The organism is Bacillus nakamurai (genome assembly GCF_001584325.1).
GTDB lineage: Bacteria > Bacillota > Bacilli > Bacillales > Bacillaceae > Bacillus > Bacillus nakamurai.
In genome coordinates this window covers 1-22939 of record NZ_LSAZ01000041.1, presented here as the reverse complement: position 1 = coordinate 22939, position 22939 = coordinate 1, and the positions used below count along the sequence as shown (strand labels likewise).

At 44.5% G+C, this 22939-nt stretch carries 18 protein-coding genes and 2 pseudogenes; 5 read left to right on the top strand and 15 right to left on the bottom strand.

Annotated features, from left to right (window positions below):
* The first annotated feature begins 39 nt into the window (after positions 1–39).
* A complete protein-coding gene (locus tag AXI59_RS15260; protein ID WP_061522084.1) occupies positions 40–504 on the top strand; it encodes a YkyB family protein in 465 nt (154 codons plus the stop codon).
* Positions 505–543: 39 nt separating this feature from the next.
* On the opposite strand, the gene cheV is transcribed toward AXI59_RS15260, so the two are convergent.
* Positions 544–1455: a chemotaxis protein CheV gene (gene cheV / locus AXI59_RS15255; RefSeq protein WP_061528644.1), complete on the bottom strand. Its 912-nt coding sequence runs from the start codon at positions 1453–1455 to the stop codon at positions 544–546.
* A gap of 188 nt (positions 1456–1643) precedes the next feature.
* On the opposite strand from cheV, the gene AXI59_RS20085 reads away from it, so the two are divergent.
* On the top strand, positions 1644–1805 hold the full coding sequence (locus AXI59_RS20085; protein WP_167348387.1) for a hypothetical protein: 162 nt from the start codon (positions 1644–1646) through the stop codon (positions 1803–1805).
* A gap of 193 nt (positions 1806–1998) precedes the next feature.
* Positions 1999–3218 (top strand): annotated as a pseudogene (locus AXI59_RS15250) (aminotransferase A).
* On the opposite strand, the gene AXI59_RS15245 reads toward AXI59_RS15250, so the two are convergent.
* Positions 3193–5013: a PAS domain-containing protein gene (locus tag AXI59_RS15245; protein ID WP_061528642.1), complete on the bottom strand. Its 1821-nt coding sequence runs from the start codon at positions 5011–5013 to the stop codon at positions 3193–3195. The pseudogene AXI59_RS15250 and the gene AXI59_RS15245 overlap by 26 nt on opposite strands.
* Positions 5014–5190: 177 nt before the next feature.
* A complete protein-coding gene (locus AXI59_RS15240; protein WP_061528641.1) occupies positions 5191–7323 on the bottom strand; it encodes a peptidoglycan D,D-transpeptidase FtsI family protein in 2133 nt (710 codons plus the stop codon).
* 335 nt (positions 7324–7658) lie between these two features.
* On the opposite strand from AXI59_RS15240, the gene AXI59_RS15235 reads away from it, so the two are divergent.
* The gene (locus AXI59_RS15235; protein ID WP_061528640.1) at positions 7659–8435 is read left to right on the top strand and encodes a CAP domain-containing protein; all 777 of its coding nucleotides are present in this window, start codon (positions 7659–7661) and stop codon (positions 8433–8435) included.
* A 40-nt stretch (positions 8436–8475) separates the two neighbouring features.
* On the opposite strand, the pseudogene AXI59_RS15230 reads toward AXI59_RS15235, so the two are convergent.
* The 9 genes and pseudogenes from AXI59_RS15230 to AXI59_RS15190 form a co-directional block, all read right to left on the bottom strand.
* Positions 8476–9341, bottom strand: a pseudogene (locus tag AXI59_RS15230) (NAD(P)-dependent oxidoreductase).
* 95 nt (positions 9342–9436) lie between these two features.
* Entirely contained in the window at positions 9437–11404 is a 1968-nt protein-coding gene (locus AXI59_RS15225) for a methyl-accepting chemotaxis protein (RefSeq protein WP_061528639.1), read from the bottom strand.
* 155 nt (positions 11405–11559) lie between these two features.
* On the bottom strand, positions 11560–12588 hold the full coding sequence (splB, locus tag AXI59_RS15220; protein ID WP_061522092.1) for a spore photoproduct lyase: 1029 nt from the start codon (positions 12586–12588) through the stop codon (positions 11560–11562).
* A gap of 88 nt (positions 12589–12676) precedes the next feature.
* Positions 12677–12916 carry a splAB operon transcriptional regulator SplA gene (gene splA / locus AXI59_RS15215; protein ID WP_061528638.1) on the bottom strand — a complete coding sequence of 80 codons (240 nt, stop codon included), beginning with the start codon at positions 12914–12916 and terminating at the stop codon, positions 12677–12679.
* Positions 12917–13004: 88 nt separating this feature from the next.
* Positions 13005–14720: a phosphoenolpyruvate--protein phosphotransferase gene (gene ptsP / locus AXI59_RS15210; RefSeq protein ID WP_061528637.1), complete on the bottom strand. Its 1716-nt coding sequence runs from the start codon at positions 14718–14720 to the stop codon at positions 13005–13007.
* Positions 14720–14986 carry a phosphocarrier protein HPr gene (locus tag AXI59_RS15205; RefSeq protein WP_043857399.1) on the bottom strand — a complete coding sequence of 89 codons (267 nt, stop codon included), beginning with the start codon at positions 14984–14986 and terminating at the stop codon, positions 14720–14722. Before AXI59_RS15205 ends, ptsP begins: the two co-directional genes overlap by 1 nt.
* Positions 14987–15082: 96 nt before the next feature.
* Positions 15083–17179, bottom strand: coding sequence for a glucose-specific PTS transporter subunit IIBC (ptsG, locus tag AXI59_RS15200; RefSeq protein WP_061522095.1), 2097 nt, complete (start codon positions 17177–17179; stop codon positions 15083–15085).
* A 231-nt stretch (positions 17180–17410) separates the two neighbouring features.
* Positions 17411–18277, bottom strand: a complete 867-nt coding sequence (gene glcT / locus AXI59_RS15195; protein ID WP_156476301.1) for a glucose PTS transporter transcription antiterminator GlcT — start codon at positions 18275–18277, stop codon at positions 17411–17413.
* Between the two features lie 50 nt (positions 18278–18327).
* Positions 18328–19293: a LacI family DNA-binding transcriptional regulator gene (locus AXI59_RS15190; protein ID WP_061528858.1), complete on the bottom strand. Its 966-nt coding sequence runs from the start codon at positions 19291–19293 to the stop codon at positions 18328–18330.
* A gap of 97 nt (positions 19294–19390) precedes the next feature.
* Between AXI59_RS15190 and AXI59_RS20670 the strand changes: the two genes are divergently transcribed.
* A complete protein-coding gene (locus tag AXI59_RS20670; protein WP_268250745.1) occupies positions 19391–19516 on the top strand; it encodes a hypothetical protein in 126 nt (41 codons plus the stop codon).
* 59 nt (positions 19517–19575) lie between these two features.
* Here AXI59_RS20670 and AXI59_RS15185 read toward each other — a convergent pair whose 3' ends face one another.
* From AXI59_RS15185 to AXI59_RS20185, 3 genes are all read right to left on the bottom strand, one after another.
* A complete protein-coding gene (locus AXI59_RS15185) occupies positions 19576–20670 on the bottom strand; it encodes a M24 family metallopeptidase (RefSeq protein WP_061528636.1) in 1095 nt (364 codons plus the stop codon).
* A gap of 109 nt (positions 20671–20779) precedes the next feature.
* Positions 20780–22693 carry a heavy metal translocating P-type ATPase gene (locus AXI59_RS15180; protein ID WP_061528635.1) on the bottom strand — a complete coding sequence of 638 codons (1914 nt, stop codon included), beginning with the start codon at positions 22691–22693 and terminating at the stop codon, positions 20780–20782.
* Between the two features lie 38 nt (positions 22694–22731).
* Positions 22732–22939, bottom strand: a 208-nt coding sequence (locus AXI59_RS20185) for a hypothetical protein (protein WP_061528634.1), incomplete at its 5' end; no start/stop codon positions are given.

Genomic DNA, 22939 nt, shown 5'->3' with positions numbered 1-22939 from the left:
ATCTATATAAGAACTTGATCAATGCAAAGGAGAGAAATAATGGACGACCACGCTTATTCGAAAGAGCTGCAGCCAACCATCGAGAATCTTTCAAAAGCTGTTTATACTGTGAACCGCCATGCAAAAACCGCCCCCAACCCTAAATACCTTTATCTGCTGAAAAAACGGGCTTTACAAAAGCTTGTGAAAGAAGGCAAAGGGAAGAAAATAGGGCTTCATTTTTCAAATAATCCCAGGTTTAGCCAACAGCAGTCAGACGTACTTATCTCTATCGGAGACTACTATTTTCACATGCCTCCAACAAAAGAAGACTTCCAGCATCTTCCGCATTTAGGTACGTTAAATCAATCGTACCGCAATCCTAAAGCACAAATGTCTTTGACAAAAGCGAAAAACTTATTGCAAAAGTATGTGGGCTTAAAGGAAAAACCGATTGCCGCAAACAGGCAGCAGCCTGCTTATCATAAACCCGTGTTTAAAAAACTCGGTGAAAGTTATTTTTAATTCTGCAAAAAGCCGATGCTTAAACGCATCGGCTTTTCTCTATTCAATGACGTACGTATCAACTTTTTTAATCAATTCACTGATTTCCGGCTTGCTGATTTGTTCGTCTGCCCCCACGACCTCTCCGCGATGGCGCAGATCATCTGTAATCAGGGACGAAAAGATCATAATCGGAACATCAGAGCTTTTCGGATTATCCTTCAGAAGCTTTGTCAAACGATGGCCGTCCATTTTCGGCATCTCAATGTCACTGATGATCATGTCAACATGCTCTGACAGGCTTGCTCCGTTATCCGTAAGATTCATCACATAATCATATGCCTCTTTGCCGTTTTCAAAGGCAACGATCTCATTGTAGCCGGCCTCGGTTAATTCATCCGTCAGCAAACGCATCAAAAGCGGCGAATCTTCCACTATAATCAGCTTTTTGCCTGCCCGTCTCTCATCAAACCCTTCTTGATGAACGTGATATGTTTCGACTCCTGAAGCCGATTCAATATCATAAATGATCTTTTCATAATCAGGTAAAAAGATCATTGTGTCCTCGAGTTTAATGATACCGGTCAAATGCCGCTCCATGCCCTGGTTGAGCGAAGTCGGCTTTTCGATGGCCTCCCATGACACCCGGTGGATTTGTGAAACGGAACCGACATGAAAGACAATTTTCCGTTTATTAAATTCTGTCACGATATATTTATCGTCTTTGGATTCTTGAGTTTCGACACCGAAAAATGAATACAGGCTGATGACGGGAAGGATTTCGCCTCTCAGCTTAATCATTCCTTCTACATCCTTGTGAGATTGAGGCACAGATGTCACCTCGACCGGCTGGATGATTTCTCGGACTTTCATCACATTAATGCCAAATGTATTAACGCCTACTTCAAATTTGACGATTTCTAATTCATTTGTGCCTGAATCCAATAAAATATCGTATTGTTGTAAAGACAATTCAATCCCTCGCTATCCGCATTCAGTATTGTACTGTATATATCGGCTGTAAACCGAAAAAGTGAATGTGTTCAGACCAACTGGATATCAACTCTTTACAAAAAGATGCTTTTTTCCGATACCCCATTGACTTTTTGACACCCAGTGGTAAAATAGTCAAGGATTTTTCAGGAAGAAGGGTGTAATAAATGGGTACAGTAGTCATATTCGACCAAGATAAAATGACGGTATTAGAAGATATCAGCAAAACGGCTTATCTGCAGATGAAAAAAGAAGCAGAAGATTGCCTCGATAAGCCCTCCTCGTATTTCGTATGGCAGGAAGACCTCAGCTTCGAATACGGTTTTTAATAAACATATCACAATAGATAGATCATGATACAATGAAGACAATCATTTCAGCTGGTTGTCTTATTTTTTTCTGAAAGAAGGTATGTTTTCACATATCGGACATATACTCGGGTTAGACCAATTAAATAGATGACAAATGCTCAGCTAATGGTAAAATAGGATAAACTCAATATATAGTGTAAGGTGATGAATTATGGAACATTTGCTTAATCCGAAAGTAAAAGAAATCGAAATTTCAGGAATTCGCAAATTCTCAAATCTTGTAGCCCAATATGACAACGTCATTTCGCTTACCATCGGCCAGCCGGATTTTTTCACGCCGCACCATGTCAAAGCAGCTGCAAAAAAAGCAATCGATGAGAATGCAACGGCTTATACACCGAATGCGGGCGGACTTGAGCTGAGACAAGCCGTTCAGCTTTATATGAAGAAAAAAGCCGATCTGAACTATGAAGCTGAAACTGAGATCATCGTCACCACGGGAGCAAGCCAAGCGATTGACGCGTCTTTACGGACTATTTTATCTCCCGGCGATGAAGTCATTCTGCCCGGACCGATTTACCCGGGCTATGAACCGATTATTCGCATGTCCGGCGCTATTCCCGTTCACGTCGATACGACGACACACGGCTTTAAGCTGACGGCGCGTCTTATTGAAGAATCATTGACGCCGAAAACAAAATGCGTCGTGCTTCCTTATCCGTCAAACCCGACCGGGGTGACGTTATCTGAGGAAGAGCTGAAGAATATTGCAGCCGTACTGAAGGGCAGAAATGTGTTTGTTTTATCTGACGAAATTTACAGCGAATTAACCTTTGACAGGCCGCATTATTCGATCGCATCGTTTTTGAGAGACCAGACGATCGTGATCAACGGTCTCTCAAAATCACACAGCATGACAGGCTGGAGAATCGGGTTCATTTTCGCTCCGAAAGAAATTGCAAAGCATATTTTAAAAGTGCACCAATACAGCGTCACATGCGCGTCATCCATCTCCCAGAAAGCGGCCCTTGAGGCGGTGACAAACGGTGTTGATGATGCACTCATCATGAGAGAACAGTATAAAAAGCGGCTTGATTATGTATATGACCGTCTCGTTTCAATGGGTCTTGACGTTGTAAAGCCGTCAGGTGCCTTTTATATCTTCCCTTCCATTAAATCATTCGGGATGTCATCGTTTGATTTTAGTATGGCGCTTTTGGAGGATGCAGGTGTGGCTCTGGTGCCCGGCAGCTCGTTTTCAAAGTTAGGTGAAGGATATGTGAGGCTGTCATTCGCATATTCACTGGATACGTTAAGAGAAGGCTTGGACCGGCTGGAAGCATTTGTTTTAAAAACGAGAGAGTCCATGCAGACTATTTAAACAACGGCGTAATGCCGTTGTTTTTTATTGTTTTGGGAATGAGATTTTAAAGACCGTGCCTTTATCCGGTTTGCTGTCTACTTGAATGGCTCCCTGATGGTTTTTAATCAGATTAAACGTTACCATAAGCCCCAGTCCGGTTCCTTTTTCTTTTGTTGTTAAAAACGGTTCTCCTATTCGTTTCAGAACGTTTTCCGGTATACCGTCACCTTCGTCTTTTATCGTTACGTTGACGGAATACTCATCTTCTGTCATGAGAATGTGAACCGTTCCTCCATCAGGCATGGACTCGACCGCATTTTTAATCAAATTGATAAACACCTGCTTCAGCTGATTTTGGTCGCCGTTAATATACACGCTGTCCTGCCCGAATTCCGCCTTTATGAAAATTCCTTTGAGATTTGCCTGTGTTTCCAGAAGAGCCGTTACTTCACTGATGATTTTCTTCAGGTTTACACGCTCTTTAACGGCGTTTTGCTGTGGTTTGGCAAGCATCAAAAGCTCGCTCAGGATTAATTCGATTCTGCTCAGTTCAGAAAACACAATCTCAAAATAGTGCTCATTGCCTTCCATTGTCGGCTTCATCAGCTGTAAAAAGCCTTTAATCGCCGTCAGCGGATTGCGGATTTCATGGGCAATTCCTGCAGCAAGCTGCCCGGCGATGGACAGTTTTTCCGACTTCAGCATTAATTCCTCTGTTTGCTTCCGCTCAGAAATATCACGCAGAATGACTTGTACAGCCGTTTCTCCGAAAAACGTTGTCGGGATACAGACCATCTCTGTATAGATCAGACGATTTTTAAACGTAAACCAAGATTGTTTAATGATTTCTGACTCGGTCTTCCGCTCGATAATGTTTTGGATGCGTTTCCTCACGCTGTCATGATTGCAAGGATGAAGCTGGTCATAGACATTTTTTCCGATTAAATCTTCATACGTTGCCGCCTCAAACAATGAAATACCCGATTCATTCATGAACACCCATTTGTCATTATGAATAACGGCAATTGTGTCGATGGAATTTTGAATGAGCAGCTGATATCGCTCCCTGCTTTTTTGCAGTATGGTTTGAAATTTTTTCCGCGAAGAAATATCAATCAGAAGAAGCAATTCAGCCCGTTGATTTTTGTATGTGGTCGGGGCCGCTTTCACCTCCAAATGAACGGGTGTGCCGTCAAGCCTTTTCCACGTCTGTTCAATCATTCCGACTTCCATCCCTTTTTGCATCCGCACAATTCTGTTTTTCACGATGTCATGATATTCTTCCTCAATAAATTCATAAGATCGCCTGCCGATCACTGCATCCTTGTTTTCGGCTCCCAGCATTGCAAGCATCGCATTGTTTGCGTACGCTATTGTGCCATTGATGCTGACGTATAAAGGGTTTGGAAGCATTTCAACAAGACGTTCAAATTCGCCGTTTTCAGCCGCAGCTGCTGACTGTTCCTTTGCCTGCTGCTTCTTTTGCTCACAGATGAGCGGCCGGCGGGGCGTCTCCTCCTCAAGCACCTTGATTTTCAGGATGATTTCCCGCTCCGTCCCTTCCATTTGCGGGGTCACGATTTCCACGCCCGCTTCAAGCCACACGATCGTATGGTCTTTTTTTATAAGACGAAAGGTGCATGGCATTAAATGATGCTCGTTATAGAAATAACTTTCAACCAAAAACTGATCTTCTTCATGCAGAAACGTTTTGAGAAATGATCCCATCATTTCTTCCTGGGAATAGCTGAAATATGATTTGCAGTTTGCAGAAATATACATAATGCGCCCGTTAGAAGTTAAGACGGCATGAATATCAGTTTTCGCTTGAAGCTGTTTTACATGCTGAGTATCCTGTTCCACAGAATCCCTCCTTTGCATTATACTCATACTGCAGGCTGGCCACGGACTTATATAAAAAGAATTTCCAATAGATTGATTCGCTAAAAAATGATTATTCTCCTTCTATTCTGAATGTGAACGTCAATTTTCCTGAATAAAAGAAAGGGCGCACAATATATTCGGCGGCCCCTTCATTTGTTATTTTTTATCGTATTTCTTTTCAAGGTCTTTGTAAGCGTCAATGGCTCCCTTGGCAATATTTTTGCTGACGGGATCTTTGTCATTTTGGACAGACGGAACGACGACGCTGAATGCCACTCTTGGTTTTTCTGACGGGTAATAACCGACAAAGGTCAGATTATACGTATCTTTTCCCCACCAGTTTCTGTTCGTGCCGTAATAGAACGTCTGTGCTGTTCCCGTTTTTCCGGAAACATCAGCGCCGGAACCTTGGAACGTTGTATAAGCCGTACCTTGAGGTGAGCTTGTGACCAATTTCATTCCTTTATGAACTTGGTCAAAATCACTCGGACTGTTATTTACTTTGTTCAGAATTTTAATATCGCGCTGTTCAATCGCTTTTCCAAGCTTGTTTTTGCTGTCCGGTTCGTGAATGCTTGTGACAATCCGCGGCTGCACGCGATACCCGCCGTTTGCGATGGCTGAAATATATTGAGCCATTTGAAGCGGCGTATATGTATCAAATTGTCCGATCGCAAAGTCCAGCAGCAATCCCCCGACCAATTGCGGATTGGACTGCATTCCCGCTGATTCCTGAGGAAGATCAATCCCGGTTTTCACGCCCAGACCGAATTGGGCGTAGTAGTTGCGCATTTTTTTAATATCGTCTAATCCGGCAGGCAAAGTGCCGTTCGGGATGTAGGTAATACCCGCGATATGCATGGCCACATGAAACATATACACGTTTGAACTTCTTTGCAGCGCAGTCAGCTCATTAATGGCCCCCATTTGTGTCCACGATTGTTTTTTCGTGTTGTCTTTAAACGTAAGCGGTGCATCGACAAAGGTTTTATAATGCGGAAGGCCGCTTTGATACCCCGCGAGAACAGTCGCTCCTTTAACAGAAGAGCCCATCTCATATTGGGTCGTAAATGATCCGATCGCAAAATCCTGAATTTTATTTGTTTCCAGATCGATGCGTTTCCCCGCCATTGAGAGAATATCCCCGTTGTTCGGATCCATCATTACGGCAAACCCTCTGTCAACCATATAGTTGCCTGCAGCGCGGCTTCTTCTGAGCTCTTTTTCAATTACTTTTTCTACTTTCGACTGCAGTTCCATATCAAGCGAGAGCTGCAGGTCGTAGCCTCTGCTGCCTTCATCGACGGGCTTTTGGCTGACGACTTCACCTTTGCTGTTTTCCACATACTCTACTTTTTCTTTATGCGCGTTTAAATAGTCTTCATACTGATATTCAATGTAGCTTTTTCCCACTCGGTCATTCAGTGAATAGCCTCTTGTGACATAGTAATCTTTCCGTTCGCCCAACAAACCCTGTTCCGGCGTCGTTACACCGCCGAATAGAGAGTAGAGCGTTTTGTCATACGGATATTTACGCGTCCAGTCATTGACAACGTCAATACCGGGGAGCTCTTTCAGGTGCTCGGATACGACAGAAACTTCTTCATATGTCAGGTCGCTTTTCGGTTTTTGCTTATTGTTTTCATGCTCGTCAAGCAGCGAACCGCTGTTTCCGTTGCCGTTCAGCTTATTAGGGTCCATTGATTTGACGACTTGCGGCTGATAGGCGTTGCCGCTTGAAAAACGCGTATAAATCGCCGCGATTTGCAGCTCTTTTTTATCTTTTTTGATCGCATCAATCTCCTGCTTAGGGACGCGTTCAATCTGGCGTTTGTATACCTCTTGCGATTTCAGGCTGTTTTCTGAATCCTTCATAAGCTTTTCTGCCTTCTTCGGATGTGCCGCAAGCCAGTAATCAATGATATTTCGATCCTTCATAAATTCAGTATCAATATGGATCAGTGCGGCGAGATTTTTTGCCGTTTTCAATTTGTCCTTTGCCGAGGTTTTTGAGGTGGATACGTATACAATTTCAGGCACAGCCTGGTTATCTACCGCCACCCTGTTCTGCCTGTCATACATCTTTCCCCTCGGTGTCGGGTAATAGGCGGTTTTTGCATTTGCCTTCTCCGCATCCTGGCGGTGTTTATCACCTTCGACAATCTGGACGACGCCGAGTTTAAAAATCAGTGCCGTAAAGAGAAGGAAAACAATCAAAAAATAGAGATTCATTCTCAGCGCTCTGTAACGTTTCGTTTTTTTCTTTGGTTCGCGCGCGACTTCAGCCACTTTCTGTTACACCTCTCACATCATTCAATATATTTACATAAACAGATTTTAATTGTAACATTTTTGTAAAAGTTGTTACAGTGAAAAAGGGTAAAAAAAACTGTCAAGATCAAATTATCTTAAAATATATCTAACGCTTCAAATAATTTGAAGACATGTAACAGAATCATAAAAATAAATACAGATCGTTTTCCTGATATAAAGCCATTTTGCTGTGCTCAATTACAATTATGACAAACGATTGTTGTCAAAGGAAAAGGCTGGTTCCATTATGACAAAAAAACTGTGATAAGATTTTTGTGTAGAAAAAAACTTCTCTGGGAGGCTATGAACTTATGAAGAAAGCATTTCTCTTATCTGCCGCCGCGGCAGTCAGTTTGATTACATTCGGAGGCATTCAGCAGGCATCTGCAAAAGAGCTGTCATGCCAGCACGTCGTTACTGTGAAAAAAGGAAACACCGTACAGCATCTGACTCTTCAAGAGGCTGTTGAAAAACTACATATGAAAAAGAGCGTGAAACATCTGAGCTTTAAAAATGAGAAAGAACTGACACAGCTGCTGCAAAAACACGCAAAGCATTCTGACATGACAGTTAAAGATGTACAAAAAGAAACACCTGCAAAAACGGCTCCGGCGGCTGCTGAAAAACCGAAAGCCGGTCAGATCCAGACTGCTGACAATGCAAAACAGACAGATAACACAAACAAAAGCAGCGCGAAAACTCCTTCATCTGTCAGTACGTATGAAAAGAAAGTCGTTGAATTGACAAATGCAGAGAGACAAAAGCAAGGTTTAAAACCTTTGCAGATTGATGATAAACTAAGCAAATCAGCTCACGCAAAATCACAAGATATGAAAGACAAAAACTATTTCGATCACCAAAGCCCTACTTACGGCTCACCTTTCGATATGATGAAATCTTTCGGAATCACTTATAAAACTGCCGGTGAAAATATCGCCAAAGGGCAGCCGACTCCGGAAGCCGTCGTCAAAGCTTGGATGAACAGTGAAGGTCACAGAGAAAACATCCTGAATCCGGAATTCACTCAAATCGGTGTCGGTTATGTAGAATCAGGAAACATCTGGACACAGCAATTCATCGGAAAATAAACAAAAAAAGATTGCCCCCGCTTATCCGGGGCAATCTTTTTTATTTGATCCAAAGCTTATAGATGCTCTGAGTTCCGCTGTTTTCCTCACCCTGAGCCGCAAGCTTATCGTATAACGTTTTGGCAAGCGCCAAGCCGGGCATGTCCTCTCCCATCAGCTCCGCTTCCTCAAGGGCAATTCCCATATCTTTAATAAAATGTTTTACATAAAAACCGGGTTCAAAGTCGCCTTTCAGCATACGAGGGGCAAGGTTGGACAATGACCAGCTTCCCGCTGCGCCGGTTGTGATGCTTTTGAGCACAAGTTCCGGATTCAAACCCGATTTTTGAGCATAAGCCATCGCCTCAGCCACTCCGACCATCCCGGCCGCAATCGCGATTTGGTTGCACATTTTTGTGTGCTGTCCGCTTCCTGCCGGCCCTTGATATTGAATGTTTTCACCCATTACAGAAAAAATGGGAGGCAGGCTTCAAACGCTTCTTTGTCTCCGCCGGCCATAATGGCAAGCGTTCCGTTTCGGGCGCCGATGTCTCCCCCTGAAACAGGAGCGTCAATGGCGTGAATTGATTTTTGCTTCGCCTGTTCTGCGATCTTTTTAGCGAGAGACGGTTTTGATGTCGTCATATCAATGACATATGTGCCCTCTTTTGCATGATTGAGAATTCCATTTTCGCTTAAATAAATGTCCTCAACGTCACTCGGATAGCCGACCATTGTAATAATGACATCAGCTTCCTCTGAGAGGTCCTTGACCGTCTCCTTCCAGACAGCTCCCTTATCAAGGATCGCATCTGCTTTTTGTTTTGTCCGCGTATACACAAGGACTGGATAGCCATCTTCTAAAATATGGGATGCCATACTTTGTCCCATTACGCCTAAACCGATAAATCCGACTGTTTTTTTCAATGCGCTTTCCTCCCTGATGATCGATTCACATAGATTTCTTCTATTTCTAGATTACCATATTGCAGATCGAATCTATAGAGTGAAAAAGAGTACGGCTACAGTGAGAATTTAGAGATGGCGCTGATCAGCTCTTCGCTTGCGCTCTTTAACAGATCAGTCGATTGTTTCACTTTTTCGAGCGTAACCAGCTGCTCATCCGTCGAAGCGTTCACTTCTTCCGCTGCGGCGGCAGATTCCTGCGAGATGGCGGAAATGCTTTGAATGGCTTCTGAGATGGCCGCTTGTTCCTCGCTCATCTTTTGAATGTCATGATAGATATGATCGATTCCCTGAACGAGAGACTGCATTTCAGTTGTAATGAGATTGAGCACTTCGCCCGTTTCATGAATGGCGCTGTTTTGTTCATCATTCATTCTGCTTGCCTCTGTCATAGCATGAGAGGCTTCTTTTGTTTCTGATTGAATCAGCTGGACCGTCTCACTGATATGTTTCGAAGAAAGGGCGGATTGTTCAGCAAGCTTGCGGACTTCTTCTGCAACCACGGCAAATCCCCGTCCGCTTTCTCCGGCTCTGGCTGCTTCAATGCTCGCATTTAATGCAAGCAGATTCGTCTGATCTGAGATCGCTGAGATCGCCGTTACGACTTCCTCTATGTTTTTCGTTTGATTTTCCAGATGAGTCAGCATAGTCTCTACTTTTTTCGTTTCGGAATTGGCTTCATTCGATTTCATCAGCAGCTGGCCGAGCGCATCCAACCCTTTGTAGCTGGCATCTTCTGATGATTTTGAAAGAGTTTTAATACTGCCCGCGCGGTCTGCGATTCCTCTCATTTTGCTTGCAAGGTTTTCTGATTTTTCATTGATCGTTTCAACCTCTGACGCCTGCTCTGTCGCTCCGGCGGCAACCTCTTCTATCGCTTTTGCGATTTGCCCGCTCGTTTCATTCGTCTCTTGTGATATGACGGTCAATTGCTCTGACGTGTCGGACACTTTTTCAGAAGAGGTTTTGACCTGCTCGACCATCGATTTCATGTTGTCAACCATCTGGTTAAAGTCTTTTGTCAATACGCCTACTTCATCTCTTGATTTCGTCTGTGCGTGAACGGTTAGATCCCCGGCAGAAACTGAGTTCGTTTTTGCGATCAGCTGCTGGACAGGACCCGTAATTGTTTTAGCCAGAACATAGCTGAGCCCGATCGTTATGACAAGAGCGATCAGTGACATGAAAATGCTCACCGTGTTCATTCGGTCGGCGACCCCCATCAGCTGATCTTTATCAAACTGCGTTCCGACCTTCCAGCCTGTTTCTTTTATCGTTTGAAAGACGATCATTTTTCCCTGCTGCTCTTGAATTCCTTCTTTGTCTGAGCTGATTGCTTTTAAGGCTTGATCGTCCGAAATATTTTTTCCCTGTTCTGACGGATGTGCCAGAAGAGCCCCGTTTTCGTCTGCCAAAAATGCGAATCCTTTATACGGAACCTTTTGCTTATTGACCATGCTTTGAATGGAGGACAGTTTCAGGTCTAAGCTCGCGACTCCGATGACTTTTCCGCCGTTTTGAACCGCTTTGGCAGCCGTAACAATCATATCCCCGGTTACAACGTCTTTATAAGGTGCAGTCCAAACAACCTGATCCGGCTTTTCAGCTGCAAGCTTATACCACGATCTGTTTGTCGGATCATAGTCTTTTGCAAAATCGGCCTTTGGATATGTAAACATTTGCTTTTTTTCGGTTCCGACGTATGCAAGAGCGACGTACTTGTCATTTTTTTCAATCTGCTTTAATTCATCGTTAAACAGCTGGGCGGTTTCCTTCTTCCCTCCTGTTAAAAATGAATGGGACAATTCACCGTTTGCTAATCTCAATAATGAAATTTCATAATTCTTCAATTGAAGCTCGATGTTTTGTCCGAGTGAATTTGTGACATTCTCTGTCGTATGTTTCGCTTCATCCGTCATCATCGGTTTTAATGTCAGATAAGAAGAAACCGTTAAAAAAACAACCGTTAATATAAGCATTGCCGATACAAAAACAGCAATTTTGATATGCATTTTTTTAAACATATCCATCCCCTCCTGAGAATTATATCGGCCTTTTGGCTAAGAAACTGAATAAACTCTTGCAATAATTATCTGAAATTTGCTCTTTTCTTCTCTTTACAAGACAGCCGCTTTATGAACTCACAACAAAAAAGAGCTGTCCCGCTGACAGCCCGCTTTTACGTAAAATATTCGATTTTCGCTTTCGGAAAATAGGTTTCAATATAAGATTCGAGCGTTTCCCGCAGAGCATGCTCTTCATCCTTTTGATAAATGTACTTGCCGATTCCGTAGCGGCCCCACTTGTACCTGCGTTTTTCTTCATCAAGCTCAAGTTTTGATTTTGGATAGTTTTTTTCAATCACGCGTTTGGCCGGTTTTGTAAAACGGTGCTGAATCAGTTCAAACGTGATATCGTGCCGTACATCTTCGCTTAATGCGGCCTCCAGCTTTTCAAATAACTCTTTGTAGCCTTCTTCCCAGCCTTCATGAATATAAATCGGCGCCACGATGAAACCGAGCGGATAGCCGGCTTTAGCCACCTTTACAGCCGCTTCTATCCGTTGATCGAGCGGTGATGTTCCCGGTTCAAAGTTTTTGATGACATAATCCGCATTGATGCTGAATCTGAACCTTGTTTTTCCGTTATGCTTGGCGTCAAGCAAGTGGTCAACATGGTGGAACTTTGTCACAAATCTGAGCTTTCCCAATTCGCTTTGGCCGAAATGCTCAATGGCTCTTTTTAACGTATGGGTTAGGTGGTCGATACCTACGATGTCAGACGTACAAGAGGCTTCAAACCTTGTAAATTCCGGAGCCCGTTCTTTCATATACTCATCTGCCTGGTCCAAAATTTCCTCGACATTAACATATGTGCGGATATAAGGCTTTGACCCCATCGTTGTCTGCAAATAGCAGTAGTGGCAATGCCCCATGCAGCCTGTTGCAAACGGAATTGCATATTCGGCAGATGGTTTCGAAGAATCGAATTTTAACGTTTTACGGACGCCGATGACTAATGTTGATTTCGCGTTCCTGTACTGCTGCAAATGGTTTTTTCCCGGAATATTCCGGACTTGATTATGCGATGTCGTTTCTCTGATTTCAAGTCCCATATTTTCGAACTTACTTTTCAGCTCTTGTCCTAACGGGTATTCCAGCGCTCTCGGTTCGATATATACAAGCTGGGGAACAAACGGCTTCAGCATGGAATGGCACTCCCTTTTTTACGTATTTTCATATTGTTACTTTTCGCTAAAGGGGAGCGGATATGTGTTGTAAACATTTCCTTCACTTTTATTGATATTGATCTTCGTCAAAAAGCTCATGATACAGCGTTTCAGCTTCTTCGTAAGTAGAAAAGACAGCATCGTCCTCTGCGAGCGGGTGATAGGTTTCGTATAAAAACAGTGACAGCTCCCCCTCGTGATATGGATGATGGACGATTTCCGCCTCTTTAATATGGGCAACATTGGCGGCATGCGGATTGCGATAAATCACATAGACTGTATCCCCCGCCCCAAACGGTTTTGTCATTGTAATCCCTCCTGTTGAAGGTTATTGTTCCCTCCTTCTTTTCGAATATGAAAAAACCAGACGGATTCATATCCGCCTGGTTTTTCTATTACTTATTGAACGTTTCTTTTACGAACGCGACAACTTCTTCTGTCGTGCTCATAGATAAGATTTTTTCTTTAAAGGACTGAGCTTCTTTTTTAGAAAGCTTGCTGATCTGCGTTCTTGCCGGAAGGATGGAAGTGGCACTCATTGAGAACTCATCCAAACCGAGGCCGAGAAGAATCGGAATCGCAATTTCGTCTCCCGCCATTTCTCCGCACATACCGACCCATTTGCCCTCTTTGTGAGCGGCTTCGATTACAAGGGTGATGAGACGGAGAATCGCCGGATTGTATGGCTGATACAGATAAGCAACGCGCTCGTTCATACGGTCAGCAGCCATTGTGTATTGGATCAAATCATTTGTTCCGATACTGAAGAAATCAACTTCTTTAGCAAACTGATCTGCAATGACGGCAGTTGACGGAATCTCTACCATCATACCGACTTCAATGTCGTCAGAAACCGTTTGGCCGGCTTTGACGAGTTTTTCTTTCTCCTCAAGAAGAATCGCTTTTGCCTCTTTAAACTCGTTTACTGTCGCAATCATCGGGAACATAATTTTTAAGTTTCCGTATGTACTTGCACGAAGCAGCGCACGAAGCTGAGTTCTGAAAATGTCTTGCTCTTCAAGGCAAAGGCGGATCGCTCTGTAGCCTAAGAACGGATTCATTTCTTTCGGAAGCTGCAGGTAAGGAAGCTCTTTGTCGCCGCCGATGTCCAATGTCCGTACGACAACTGATTTTCCTTCCATGCGCTCGAGAACCGTTTTATAAGCGTCAAATTGCTCGTCTTCTGTCGGAAGCTGGTCGCGTCCCATGTAAAGGAATTCCGTACGGTAAAGCCCTACAGCTTCGCCGCCGTTTTCAAGAACGCCTTTTACATCATCAGGCGTACCGATGTTGGCTGCAAGCTCTACATGGTGGCCGTCTTTTGAAACAGTCGGTTCATTGACGAGCTTCGCCCACTCGGCTTTTTGCGCCAGATAAGCGTTATGCTTTTCTTCATATTGTTTTACGATTTCTGCCGACGGATCTATGATGACATCGCCATTGATTCCGTCAACGATCACCGTAACACCGTTTTCAATTGTGCCTGTAGCCGCTTTTGTGCCGACAACAGCCGGGATTTCAAGCGAACGGGCCATGATCGCGGAGTGTGAAGTACGGCCGCCGATATCAGTCGTAAATCCTTTTACAAACTCACGATTTAATTGCGCCGTGTCAGACGGTGTCAAGTCTTCAGCCACGATAATAACCTCTTCAGAGATCATGCTCGGGTTCGGAATTTCCACGCCCAGCAGGTGCCCCGTCACACGTTTTGTTACGTCACGGATATCCGCCGCACGCTCTTTCATGTATTCGTTATCCATTGATTCAAACATGGTAACGAACATGGAAGCTGTTTCCTTCAAAGCGAATTCAGCATTGACTGAATCTGTGCTGATTTTCTCCTTTACCGGATTTAACAGCTCAGGATCACTCAGAACTAAAAGGTGCGCGGAGAAAATGTCAGCTTTGTCTTGTCCCAGTTCTTTTAAAGCATGCTCTTTAATTTTCTCCAGCTCTTCTTTAGAACGTACAATCGCTTCTTCAAAACGGCTTACTTCCGCCGCTGCATCCGCAATGTTTTTCTTTTCAACCGTTAAGTCTGGCTCTTCAAGCCGGTATGCTTTTGCAATCGCAATTCCGGCAGAAGCGCCTATTCCTTTTAATTCTTGCATTACTCGCCGAGTCCTTCGCTTTTCATTGTTTCTTCTAAAGCGTTAAGAGCGTCGTTTTCATCTGCGCCTGAAGCAGAGATTGTGATTTCAGCGCCTTTCGCGATACCTAAAGACATAACACCCATGATAGACTTAAGGTTTACTGTTTTTCCATTATATTCTAAGTTAATGTCAGCGTCATATTTGCTTGCAGTTTGTACAAGAACAGTCGCAGGACGAGCGTGGATTCCAGAATCTGCAGTTACTTTAAATGTTTTTTGTGCCATGTTTATCATTCTCCTTTAAATTAAAGCTATTTTACTACACAATATTATATCATACAGCCGTACTTGTCATCTGACAAGCACGGCGTATTTATGTGCTTATTTGCCGATTTTCACGATGTCTTTCTGTTCCCGTTTTACTGAACCTTCGGCTGAAATCGCAATCGTTTCACCCTCGGCAAGGTTTGTAAATACAATAGGTGTCATCAGTGACGGCACTTTAGGTTTTACCGCTTCGAGATCGACTTCCAGAAGCTTTTGCCCCGGTTCAACGCGGTCTCCTTCAGATACGAAAGAAGTAAACCCTTCGCCTTTGAGGCTGACTGTGTCGATGCCGAAATGGATCAGTATCTCTTTGCCTCCGTCAGACTGAAGGCCGATCGCATGTTTTGTCGGGAAAACATTTAATACTTTTCCGCGGACTGGCGATACGACTATTCCTTCTTCAGGCAGAATCGCAAATCCGTCACCCATCATTTTTCCTGAGAACACTTGATCAGGCACATCGGTAATCGGATGAATTTCACCGGTGATCGGCGCTAAGAACACTTCTTCACCCTGCTCATTTTGGAGCGGTTCGGCAATGACTTCCTCAACCTGCTGGCTGACTTCTTCTTGTGCAGATACTTTCGGCTCAGGGCGCGGAGTGCGTCCCGCAATAATATCCTGCATTTGCGTTTTTAAACCGTCAGAGCGAGGGCCGAAAATGGCTTGAATATTGTTGCCGACTTCGAGCACACCTGACGCGCCCAGCTGCTTGAGACGGGCTTTATCAACTTTCTTCTGATCGTTGACCGTAACACGCAGCCTTGTAATACAAGCGTCAAGGTGCTTAATGTTTTCCTGGTCGCCCATTGCCTGTAAAATTTCGTAAGGAAGATCGCTTGCTTCTCCTGTTGTGCCTGAAGCTTCATCTTCTGCTTCCTCTTCGCGGCCGGGTGTCTTCAGATTAAACTTCCGGATGGCAAACCGGAAACCGAAGTAGTAAATGACCGCAAATCCCAAGCCGACCGGAATGACGAGCCACCAAGCCGTCCGGTTAGGCAAAATCCCAAACAGGAAGTAGTCAATCAGACCGCCTGAGAAGGTCATGCCGATTTTTACATGCAAGAGCTGCATGACCATAAACGAAAGTCCCGCGAATACACAGTGAATCGCAAACAGGATAGGAGCCACAAACAGGAATGAGAATTCAAGCGGCTCGGTAATACCCGTTAAGAAACTTGTCAGAGCGGCAGAACCCATGATTCCGGCCACGAGTTTTTTCTTTTCCGGCTTCGCTTCATGATAGATTGCAAGCGCTGCCGCAGGAAGCCCGAACATCATGAATGGATATTTCCCTGTCATAAATGTACCCGCCGTCAGCTGAACGCCGTCTTTAATCTGCGCCATGAAAATCCGCTGATCCCCGCGGATAATGTCACCCGCCGCATCTTTGTAGCTGAAAAATTCATACCAAAACGGCGAGTAGAAAATGTGATGCAGACCGAACGGAATCAATGACCGTTCAATCATTCCGAAAATAAAGGCAGCCAAGGTTGGATTCGCTTCCACAAGTCCCGTTGAGAAGGAATTCAAACCGTGCTGGATCGGAGGCCAGATCACTAACATAATAAGACCGAGAATTAATGCGGAAATTGATGTGATGATTGGGACGAAACGCTTACCCGCAAAAAACCCGAGATATTGCGGAAGTTCAATTTTATAAAATTTGTTGAACAATAACGCGGCCAGCACCCCGACGATAATACCGCCGAAAACGCCCGTGGCCAATGTAGGTATCCCCAGCATGTTAATATAGGCCGGGTGATTTTCCGCAAAGAACTTTGCCCGTTCAATTTTATCGGAAGGAATGCTTCCGTTAGCCATAAGCACAGCGCTCATTGAAACGTTCATAACTAAATATCCGATGATTGCTGCGATACCGGCGACACCGTCTCCGTTTGCAAGACCGATCGCAACCCCTACTGCAAAAAGAAGCGGCAGGTTGTCAAACACGATTTGACCGGCGCTTTCCATAACGTTCGCCACAAGCTGGACGTTATCATTGCTTAAGAAATGCATCACTTGAATCATATCTTTGTTCTGCATGGCATTTCCAAGCGCGAGTAAAATCCCCGCAGCCGGTAAAATCGCAACCGGAAGCATAAGAGCACGGCCAATTTTCTGGAGAACGCCGAATAATGCTTTAAACATAAAGAATGTACCTCCTCTATTAGCTAGTGTGACCTTACAGCGAAAATTCATGACAACGAATTCACGGGCGCAAGCCTTCAGTTTAACCGTTTACATTTGCCCTTTTACACAACAAAAAAGGCATGAGTAAAAAAGGGTGTGCAAAATAACGGGAACGTTCTTCCCGTTTTTTCCCCTCAATCACTCATGCCTGATCGAATCAGTAACACGTTTTTAAAGGCTAAACTGAAATTATGAAATTTTATTGGTTAAACGGTACAGATGAAGTGTGAGATAAACCGCTTCCGCCTCATGAACTGGTTTCTTCAGCATTTGCTGCAAGATTTTTATCAATTTCCAAGCTGTATTGTAGCATAGCGGATATTCATTTTTCAATAATAACATTAACTTTTCTGGTTCTTTTGTCGGCTCTTCCCGCTTAATCCTGTCAATGGTAAATCTGATATGCCGGATCAGCCGCAAATAGTGCACGCTTTCTTTATCAACTTTCATTTGAAAAGAGTCCTCAATAACCTGCACGAGCTTCGCCATCAGCTGGGAATGCCGGTTCACCTCTGAAAGTGGGCGGTTCGTCAGGGCTGAGTGGATATGAAGGGCGATAAAGCCGATCTCTCCTTCCGGAAGGCAGATCCCCGTCTTTTCATTAATTATGCCGACAACTTCCCGGGCAATTTGAAATTCTTCGGGATAAAGCGATTCCGTTTCCATCAGAAACGGGTTTTTGATATCAAAACCCTGCTGCAATCGCTTAACCGCAAAGGCGATATGATCCGTCAGCGCAATATGGATATGCTCATTTAATGAGTGATTTGTCCGCTTTTTGATATGATAAATGACGTCATTGGAGATGTCGACAAGTGTTTCGTCCACATAACCGAGGAGCTTTTTAAATTGTTTCTGCTCTTTTTCATCCTTTAAGATGAACATCTTGTCATAGCCTTTATCCTCAATGACATCCGCTTGTTTTTTTCCAAAGCCGATCCCTTTTCCGATTAAAACGACCTCACTGTATCTATCATGGGTTGCAATGAGCACATTGTTATTTAATACCTTTTCAACTGTAAAGGACCCATTCATGATCCTCAGCTCCTTTGTCATTCAATACCTCATATCGTACAAAACGAACGGAAAGCGCGTCAATTCTTTTTTTATACGGTCGACCTTTCAATGAGGCGGTATTGAAGAACCTTCCTCGCCGGAGGCTGACCGCTGATGCTTTTCTCCAGCATGCGAAAAGCCTGCTTTCCCATTTTTTTCGTCTGAATATCAATGGTGGAAATACCGAGCAGCCGGCTGATTTCATGATTGTCGATGCTTAAAATCGCGACATCATCAGGTATGCGTGCGCCGTGTGCCTTGGCTTCGAGGTAAAAGCCGGCTGATACTTGATCATTTGCGGCAAAAAGCGCAGTCGGTTTGTCACGCCGCTTTTTCCATTTATGAAAAAGCGCTTTACCGTCAAGCATCGTGATCGCCTTTTCGACGACCCAGTCCTCCCGATAAGGCTGCCCGATGTCTCTCAGCGCTTCCTTATAAGCCGCGATACGGACTTGGCTGTTCATCCCTTTTTTCCTTGCCAGACAGATCGCTATTTTTTCGTGGCCTTTTTCGATTAAGTAGTTCATTCCGTGCCGAAATGCTTCTTGATGCGGAATGCTGATTGAGGAAAATCCGGCGGTGTCTGCATGCTGGCAAAGCAGGATAGGGCCTTTAGTGCCGAGCAATTGTTCATCGGAAATCGCTTTTGAGCAGAAAATCAGGCCGTCCACCTGACGCTCTTGTAATTGAGATAAAGCAAAAACTTCTTTTTCAGGCTGATAATCAGTCTGGTACAAAGAGAGATGGATGCCTGATGCTTCGGCAGCGACTGCAATGCCTGCGATCAGATCTGCAAAATATGGCAGATTAATGGACGGAAGCACCACTCCGATCATATTGGAAAAACCCTTGGATAAATGCACGGCATGAATATTGCGCGTATATCCGAGAGATTCCATCGCTTTTTTCACTCTCGTTCTTTTTTCTTCACTTACATACGGATGATCGTTTAAAACCCTTGAAACAGTCGTAACGGAAACACCAGCCGCACTGGCAATGTCTCTGATCGTAGCCACGGCGCTCCCCTTTCTTTTTTCCCTTGATCTGGAATGCGTTTCATACATTAAGATAAAACAAAACATTTCTTACTCAGCTTGAAAGGAGACAAAAACGATGGGTATCTTATGTTTGCTTGGTTTGTGCCTGGCCATTCTTGGCGGCAGCTTCCTTGCTTTAAAGCCGCTTAAGCAAAAGCATGACATTAAACCATTTCGGAATTTTGATGATTTTTTTATTTAATACAGGTAATAAAAAAGGACTCTGTCAAGAAAGGTCCTTTTTTATCACAAAACGGCTTTCTATTTTAAAATCGTTAATTCTTTCGGATAGCGCGTTAATGCTTCAGCACCGTCTTTTGTGACAAGCACGTCATCTTCAATGCGCACGCCGCCGACTTCCGGCACGTAAATGCCCGGTTCGATTGTGTAAACCATTCCTTCTGTAAGCAGCGTGTCATTTGTGCGGCTCATTGACGGATATTCGTGAACCGAAATGCCGAGCCCGTGGCCGAGACGGTGCGGGAAAAAGTCTCCATATCCCGCTTTTTCTATAATGCCGCGGGCTTTTAGATCAAGGTCCCCGATTCGGACGCCCGGTTTACTTAACTGAAGCGCCTCTTTTTCCGCCTGCAGCACCGTTTGGTAAATCTCCTCTTGTTTCGGGCTGATTGATTGATATGCAAATGTTCTCGTAATATCTGAGCAATAGCCGTCAAGGATGACGCCTAGATCGAACAGAACAAAGTCGCCTTTTTTCAGACGGTCAGTCCCGGGATTGCCGTGTGGCTGGCCCGACTTTTCACCGAACAGCACCATTGTCGAGAAAGACATGCCCTGTACGCCTTTTTTCTTGAGCTCAAACTCGATTTGCGCAAGAACCTCCGTTTCGCTGACGCCTTCTTTAAGCGCTGACACACCGACTTCAACACCGAAATCTGCAAGTTTTGCCGCTTCCCTGAGAATGCTGATTTCTTTCTCATCTTTCACAAGGCGGAATTGATTGAGCGTTTCTTCCGCAGAAACAAATGCAGCACCGCCTGCAGCCTGTTTGAGTTTTTCTGAGCGGGAAAGAGAAATTGAATCTTTTTCTACCGCGATGGAATGCAATCGGACATCACGTTTCGCAAGCTCGGCTTGTACCATTTCCCATGGGTCCTCATGATCTCCGTAACCGATGATGTCATGCTCCCATCCGGCGCTGCGGGCTTGGCCGGCCTCCATTCCAGGACAGATGAAGAATGGCTCCTGGTCCTGAAAGAGAAACAATCCCATTAGCCGCTCATGCGGGTCAGTATAAAAACCCGTTAAATAAAAGACATTTTCCTTTGTATGTATAAATGCCGCCTCATGTCCTTCTTTTTTCAGCCACGACGAAACACGTTCTAATCTGTTCATTCCTTTTTCCTCCTTACCAATAGTGACTCTTCACCCATTTTATCAGTTTTTTGCTGATTTTGCTTTTGATGGACATTAAAAACAGCCGCCTGATTCGGCGGCTGTTGTTTTATTTTAATAATCGCAATCCGTTTAAGATGACCAAAATCGTACTTCCTTCATGGCCGATAACGCCAAACGGCAGCTCCATGACCTGCAAAAAGTTGGCGCAGATCAACAGGCATATGACTGTCAGCGAGAAAACGATATTCTGCTTAATGATGCGGTTCATTTTTCTGGAGAGCCGGCACATTTTCACAAGCTTATGCAAATCGTTTTGCATGAGGACCAAGTCCGCTGTTTCCAATGCGACGTCCGTGCCGCCGCCCATCGCGATGCCGATATCAGCGGTTTTTAAAGCCGGCGCGTCATTAATGCCGTCTCCCACCATCGCAATCGTTCCGTATGTTTCTTTAAGTTTCTTAATTTCTTCCGCCTTCTGATCGGGCAGACATTCTGCGACAACTGTCGTCAAGCCCGCTTCTTTGGCGATGGCAGCCGCAGTTTCCGGGTGGTCGCCTGTAAGCATGGCGGTTTTGATTCCGAGTGCTTCAAGCTCCTCCATCACTGCTTTTGCTTCAGGCCGAATTTGATCCTTCAAGGCCATGCAGCCCGCTATCCGTTCATTTTTTTTAATGAAAACAAGCGTATAGCCTTTATCCTTCAAATCTTTTCCCGTCTTTTTCAAAAATGCAGCCGCCAGACCTTCACCGATGAATCCGGCTTTTCCGATCATCCATTTGGCTCCTGAAACGTCGGCTTGAACACCGAAACCGGACGTTTCGTCAATCGATGTATAGCCTGCGTGCTCGGCGCCGCGGTTCTCAGCAAATTTCGCTATCGCTTTGGCAAGCGGGTGGCTTGATTGCTTTTCAATCGCATAAACCGCTTCTAAAACTTCAGCTTCATTTACATCTTCCGCAGCTTGGAACACTTCGACCGCCGGCTGTCCTTTTGTAACTGTGCCGGTTTTGTCAAAAGCAATCATTCGGACGCTTCCCAGCTGCTCTAAAAATACGCTCCCTTTCACTAATAAACCGTTGCGCGCCCCGTTAGAAATAAGCGAAAGCGCCGCAGGCATGATGGAAGCAACAAGTGCGCACGGAGAGGCCACAACCATAAATACCATTGCCCGGTAGAAGGTTTCACTCCAGCTCCAGCCTAACACAAAATGAGGAACAAATAAAAGCAATGCGACCGCAAAAAGCACACATTTCACATAGACGTTTTCAAATCGTTCAATAAACGCCTGGGCCGGCGATACACTGTTTTGCGCCGCTTCCACAAGCCTGATAATTTTTCTGAATAAGGAATGTTCATTTGATTTAGTGACACGTACCGTTAAAGAGCCGTTTCTGTTCACTGTGCCTGTATACACGGCATCTCCGGCTGTCTTTTCCACCGGCATCGCTTCCCCGGTGAGCGCCGACTCATCCAGACTCGTTGCGCCGGACTCGATGATACCGTCGGCTGCTACGCGTTCTCCCGGTTTTATGACAATCATGTCATCCACTTTAATATCAGCGGCCGGAATCCGTTTTTCTTTACCGCCCACAAGCAAGGTCGCTTCCTCCGGCTCAAGTTTCATTAAGGATGTTAAATCCCGGCTGCTTTTGTTCATCGTGTATGTTTCTAATGCGCCGCTTAATGAAAAAATAAATATGAGGACAGCCCCTTCCGCCCAATATCCGATAAGGGCAGAACCGACAGCTGCAAAGATCATTAACAGCTCGACATTTAACGCCTTTGTCTCCAATGTATCCTGAATGCCCTCTTTCGCTTTCGCAAATCCGCCGATCAGAAAGGCAAGTATATACAGGGAGACGGACAAACTTTCTGTTTCGCTGAAAAACCAGCCTGCCAGAATAAGGACGCCGGATATAAGGGCTGCGATCAGCTCAGTATGTTGAAGCCACTTTTTCTCAGGACGTTCTTCTTGTATTGGCCGCTGTGAATTTGTTTTAATCATTACTTGTTCATTCATTATAGATTCTCCTCTCTAATTGAGAACGCAAATCATCTTCATTTCCCCGATAAAAGCAAAACGGCTGCCTCACAGGCAGCATTCTTACTGCAATATCGCAGTGTTTTCTTTATTATAGCATGACGGCAGAAGATTTCAATTATAATTGTTTTAATTTCTTTTTGATAATAATTATCATTATTATCTCTCCGCTTTTCATTATATGCAAAAAAAGCCAAGAGGAAAATGGGACTGACCCCATAGAGT

Excerpts from the sequence above, each read along its gene's own strand:
- AXI59_RS15260 (WP_061522084.1), top strand. The coding sequence starts at position 40 with ATGGACGACCACGCTTATTCGAAAGAGCTGCAGCCAACCATCGAGAAT.
- AXI59_RS20085 (WP_167348387.1), top strand. The coding sequence starts at position 1,644 with ATGGGTACAGTAGTCATATTCGACCAAGATAAAATGACGGTATTAGAA.
- AXI59_RS15235 (WP_061528640.1), top strand. The coding sequence starts at position 7,659 with ATGAAGAAAGCATTTCTCTTATCTGCCGCCGCGGCAGTCAGTTTGATT.
- AXI59_RS15225 (WP_061528639.1), bottom strand. The coding sequence starts at position 11,404 with ATGTTTAAAAAAATGCATATCAAAATTGCTGTTTTTGTATCGGCAATG.
- splB (WP_061522092.1), bottom strand. The coding sequence starts at position 12,588 with ATGCTGAAGCCGTTTGTTCCCCAGCTTGTATATATCGAACCGAGAGCG.
- splA (WP_061528638.1), bottom strand. The coding sequence starts at position 12,916 with ATGACAAAACCGTTTGGGGCGGGGGATACAGTCTATGTGATTTATCGC.
- ptsP (WP_061528637.1), bottom strand. The coding sequence starts at position 14,720 with ATGCAAGAATTAAAAGGAATAGGCGCTTCTGCCGGAATTGCGATTGCA.
- AXI59_RS15205 (WP_043857399.1), bottom strand. The coding sequence starts at position 14,986 with ATGGCACAAAAAACATTTAAAGTAACTGCAGATTCTGGAATCCACGCT.
- ptsG (WP_061522095.1), bottom strand. The coding sequence starts at position 17,179 with ATGTTTAAAGCATTATTCGGCGTTCTCCAGAAAATTGGCCGTGCTCTT.
- glcT (WP_156476301.1), bottom strand. The coding sequence starts at position 18,277 with ATGACAAAGGAGCTGAGGATCATGAATGGGTCCTTTACAGTTGAAAAG.
- AXI59_RS20670 (WP_268250745.1), top strand. The coding sequence starts at position 19,391 with ATGGGTATCTTATGTTTGCTTGGTTTGTGCCTGGCCATTCTTGGCGGC.
- AXI59_RS15185 (WP_061528636.1), bottom strand. The coding sequence starts at position 20,670 with ATGAACAGATTAGAACGTGTTTCGTCGTGGCTGAAAAAAGAAGGACAT.
- AXI59_RS15180 (WP_061528635.1), bottom strand. The coding sequence starts at position 22,693 with ATGAATGAACAAGTAATGATTAAAACAAATTCACAGCGGCCAATACAA.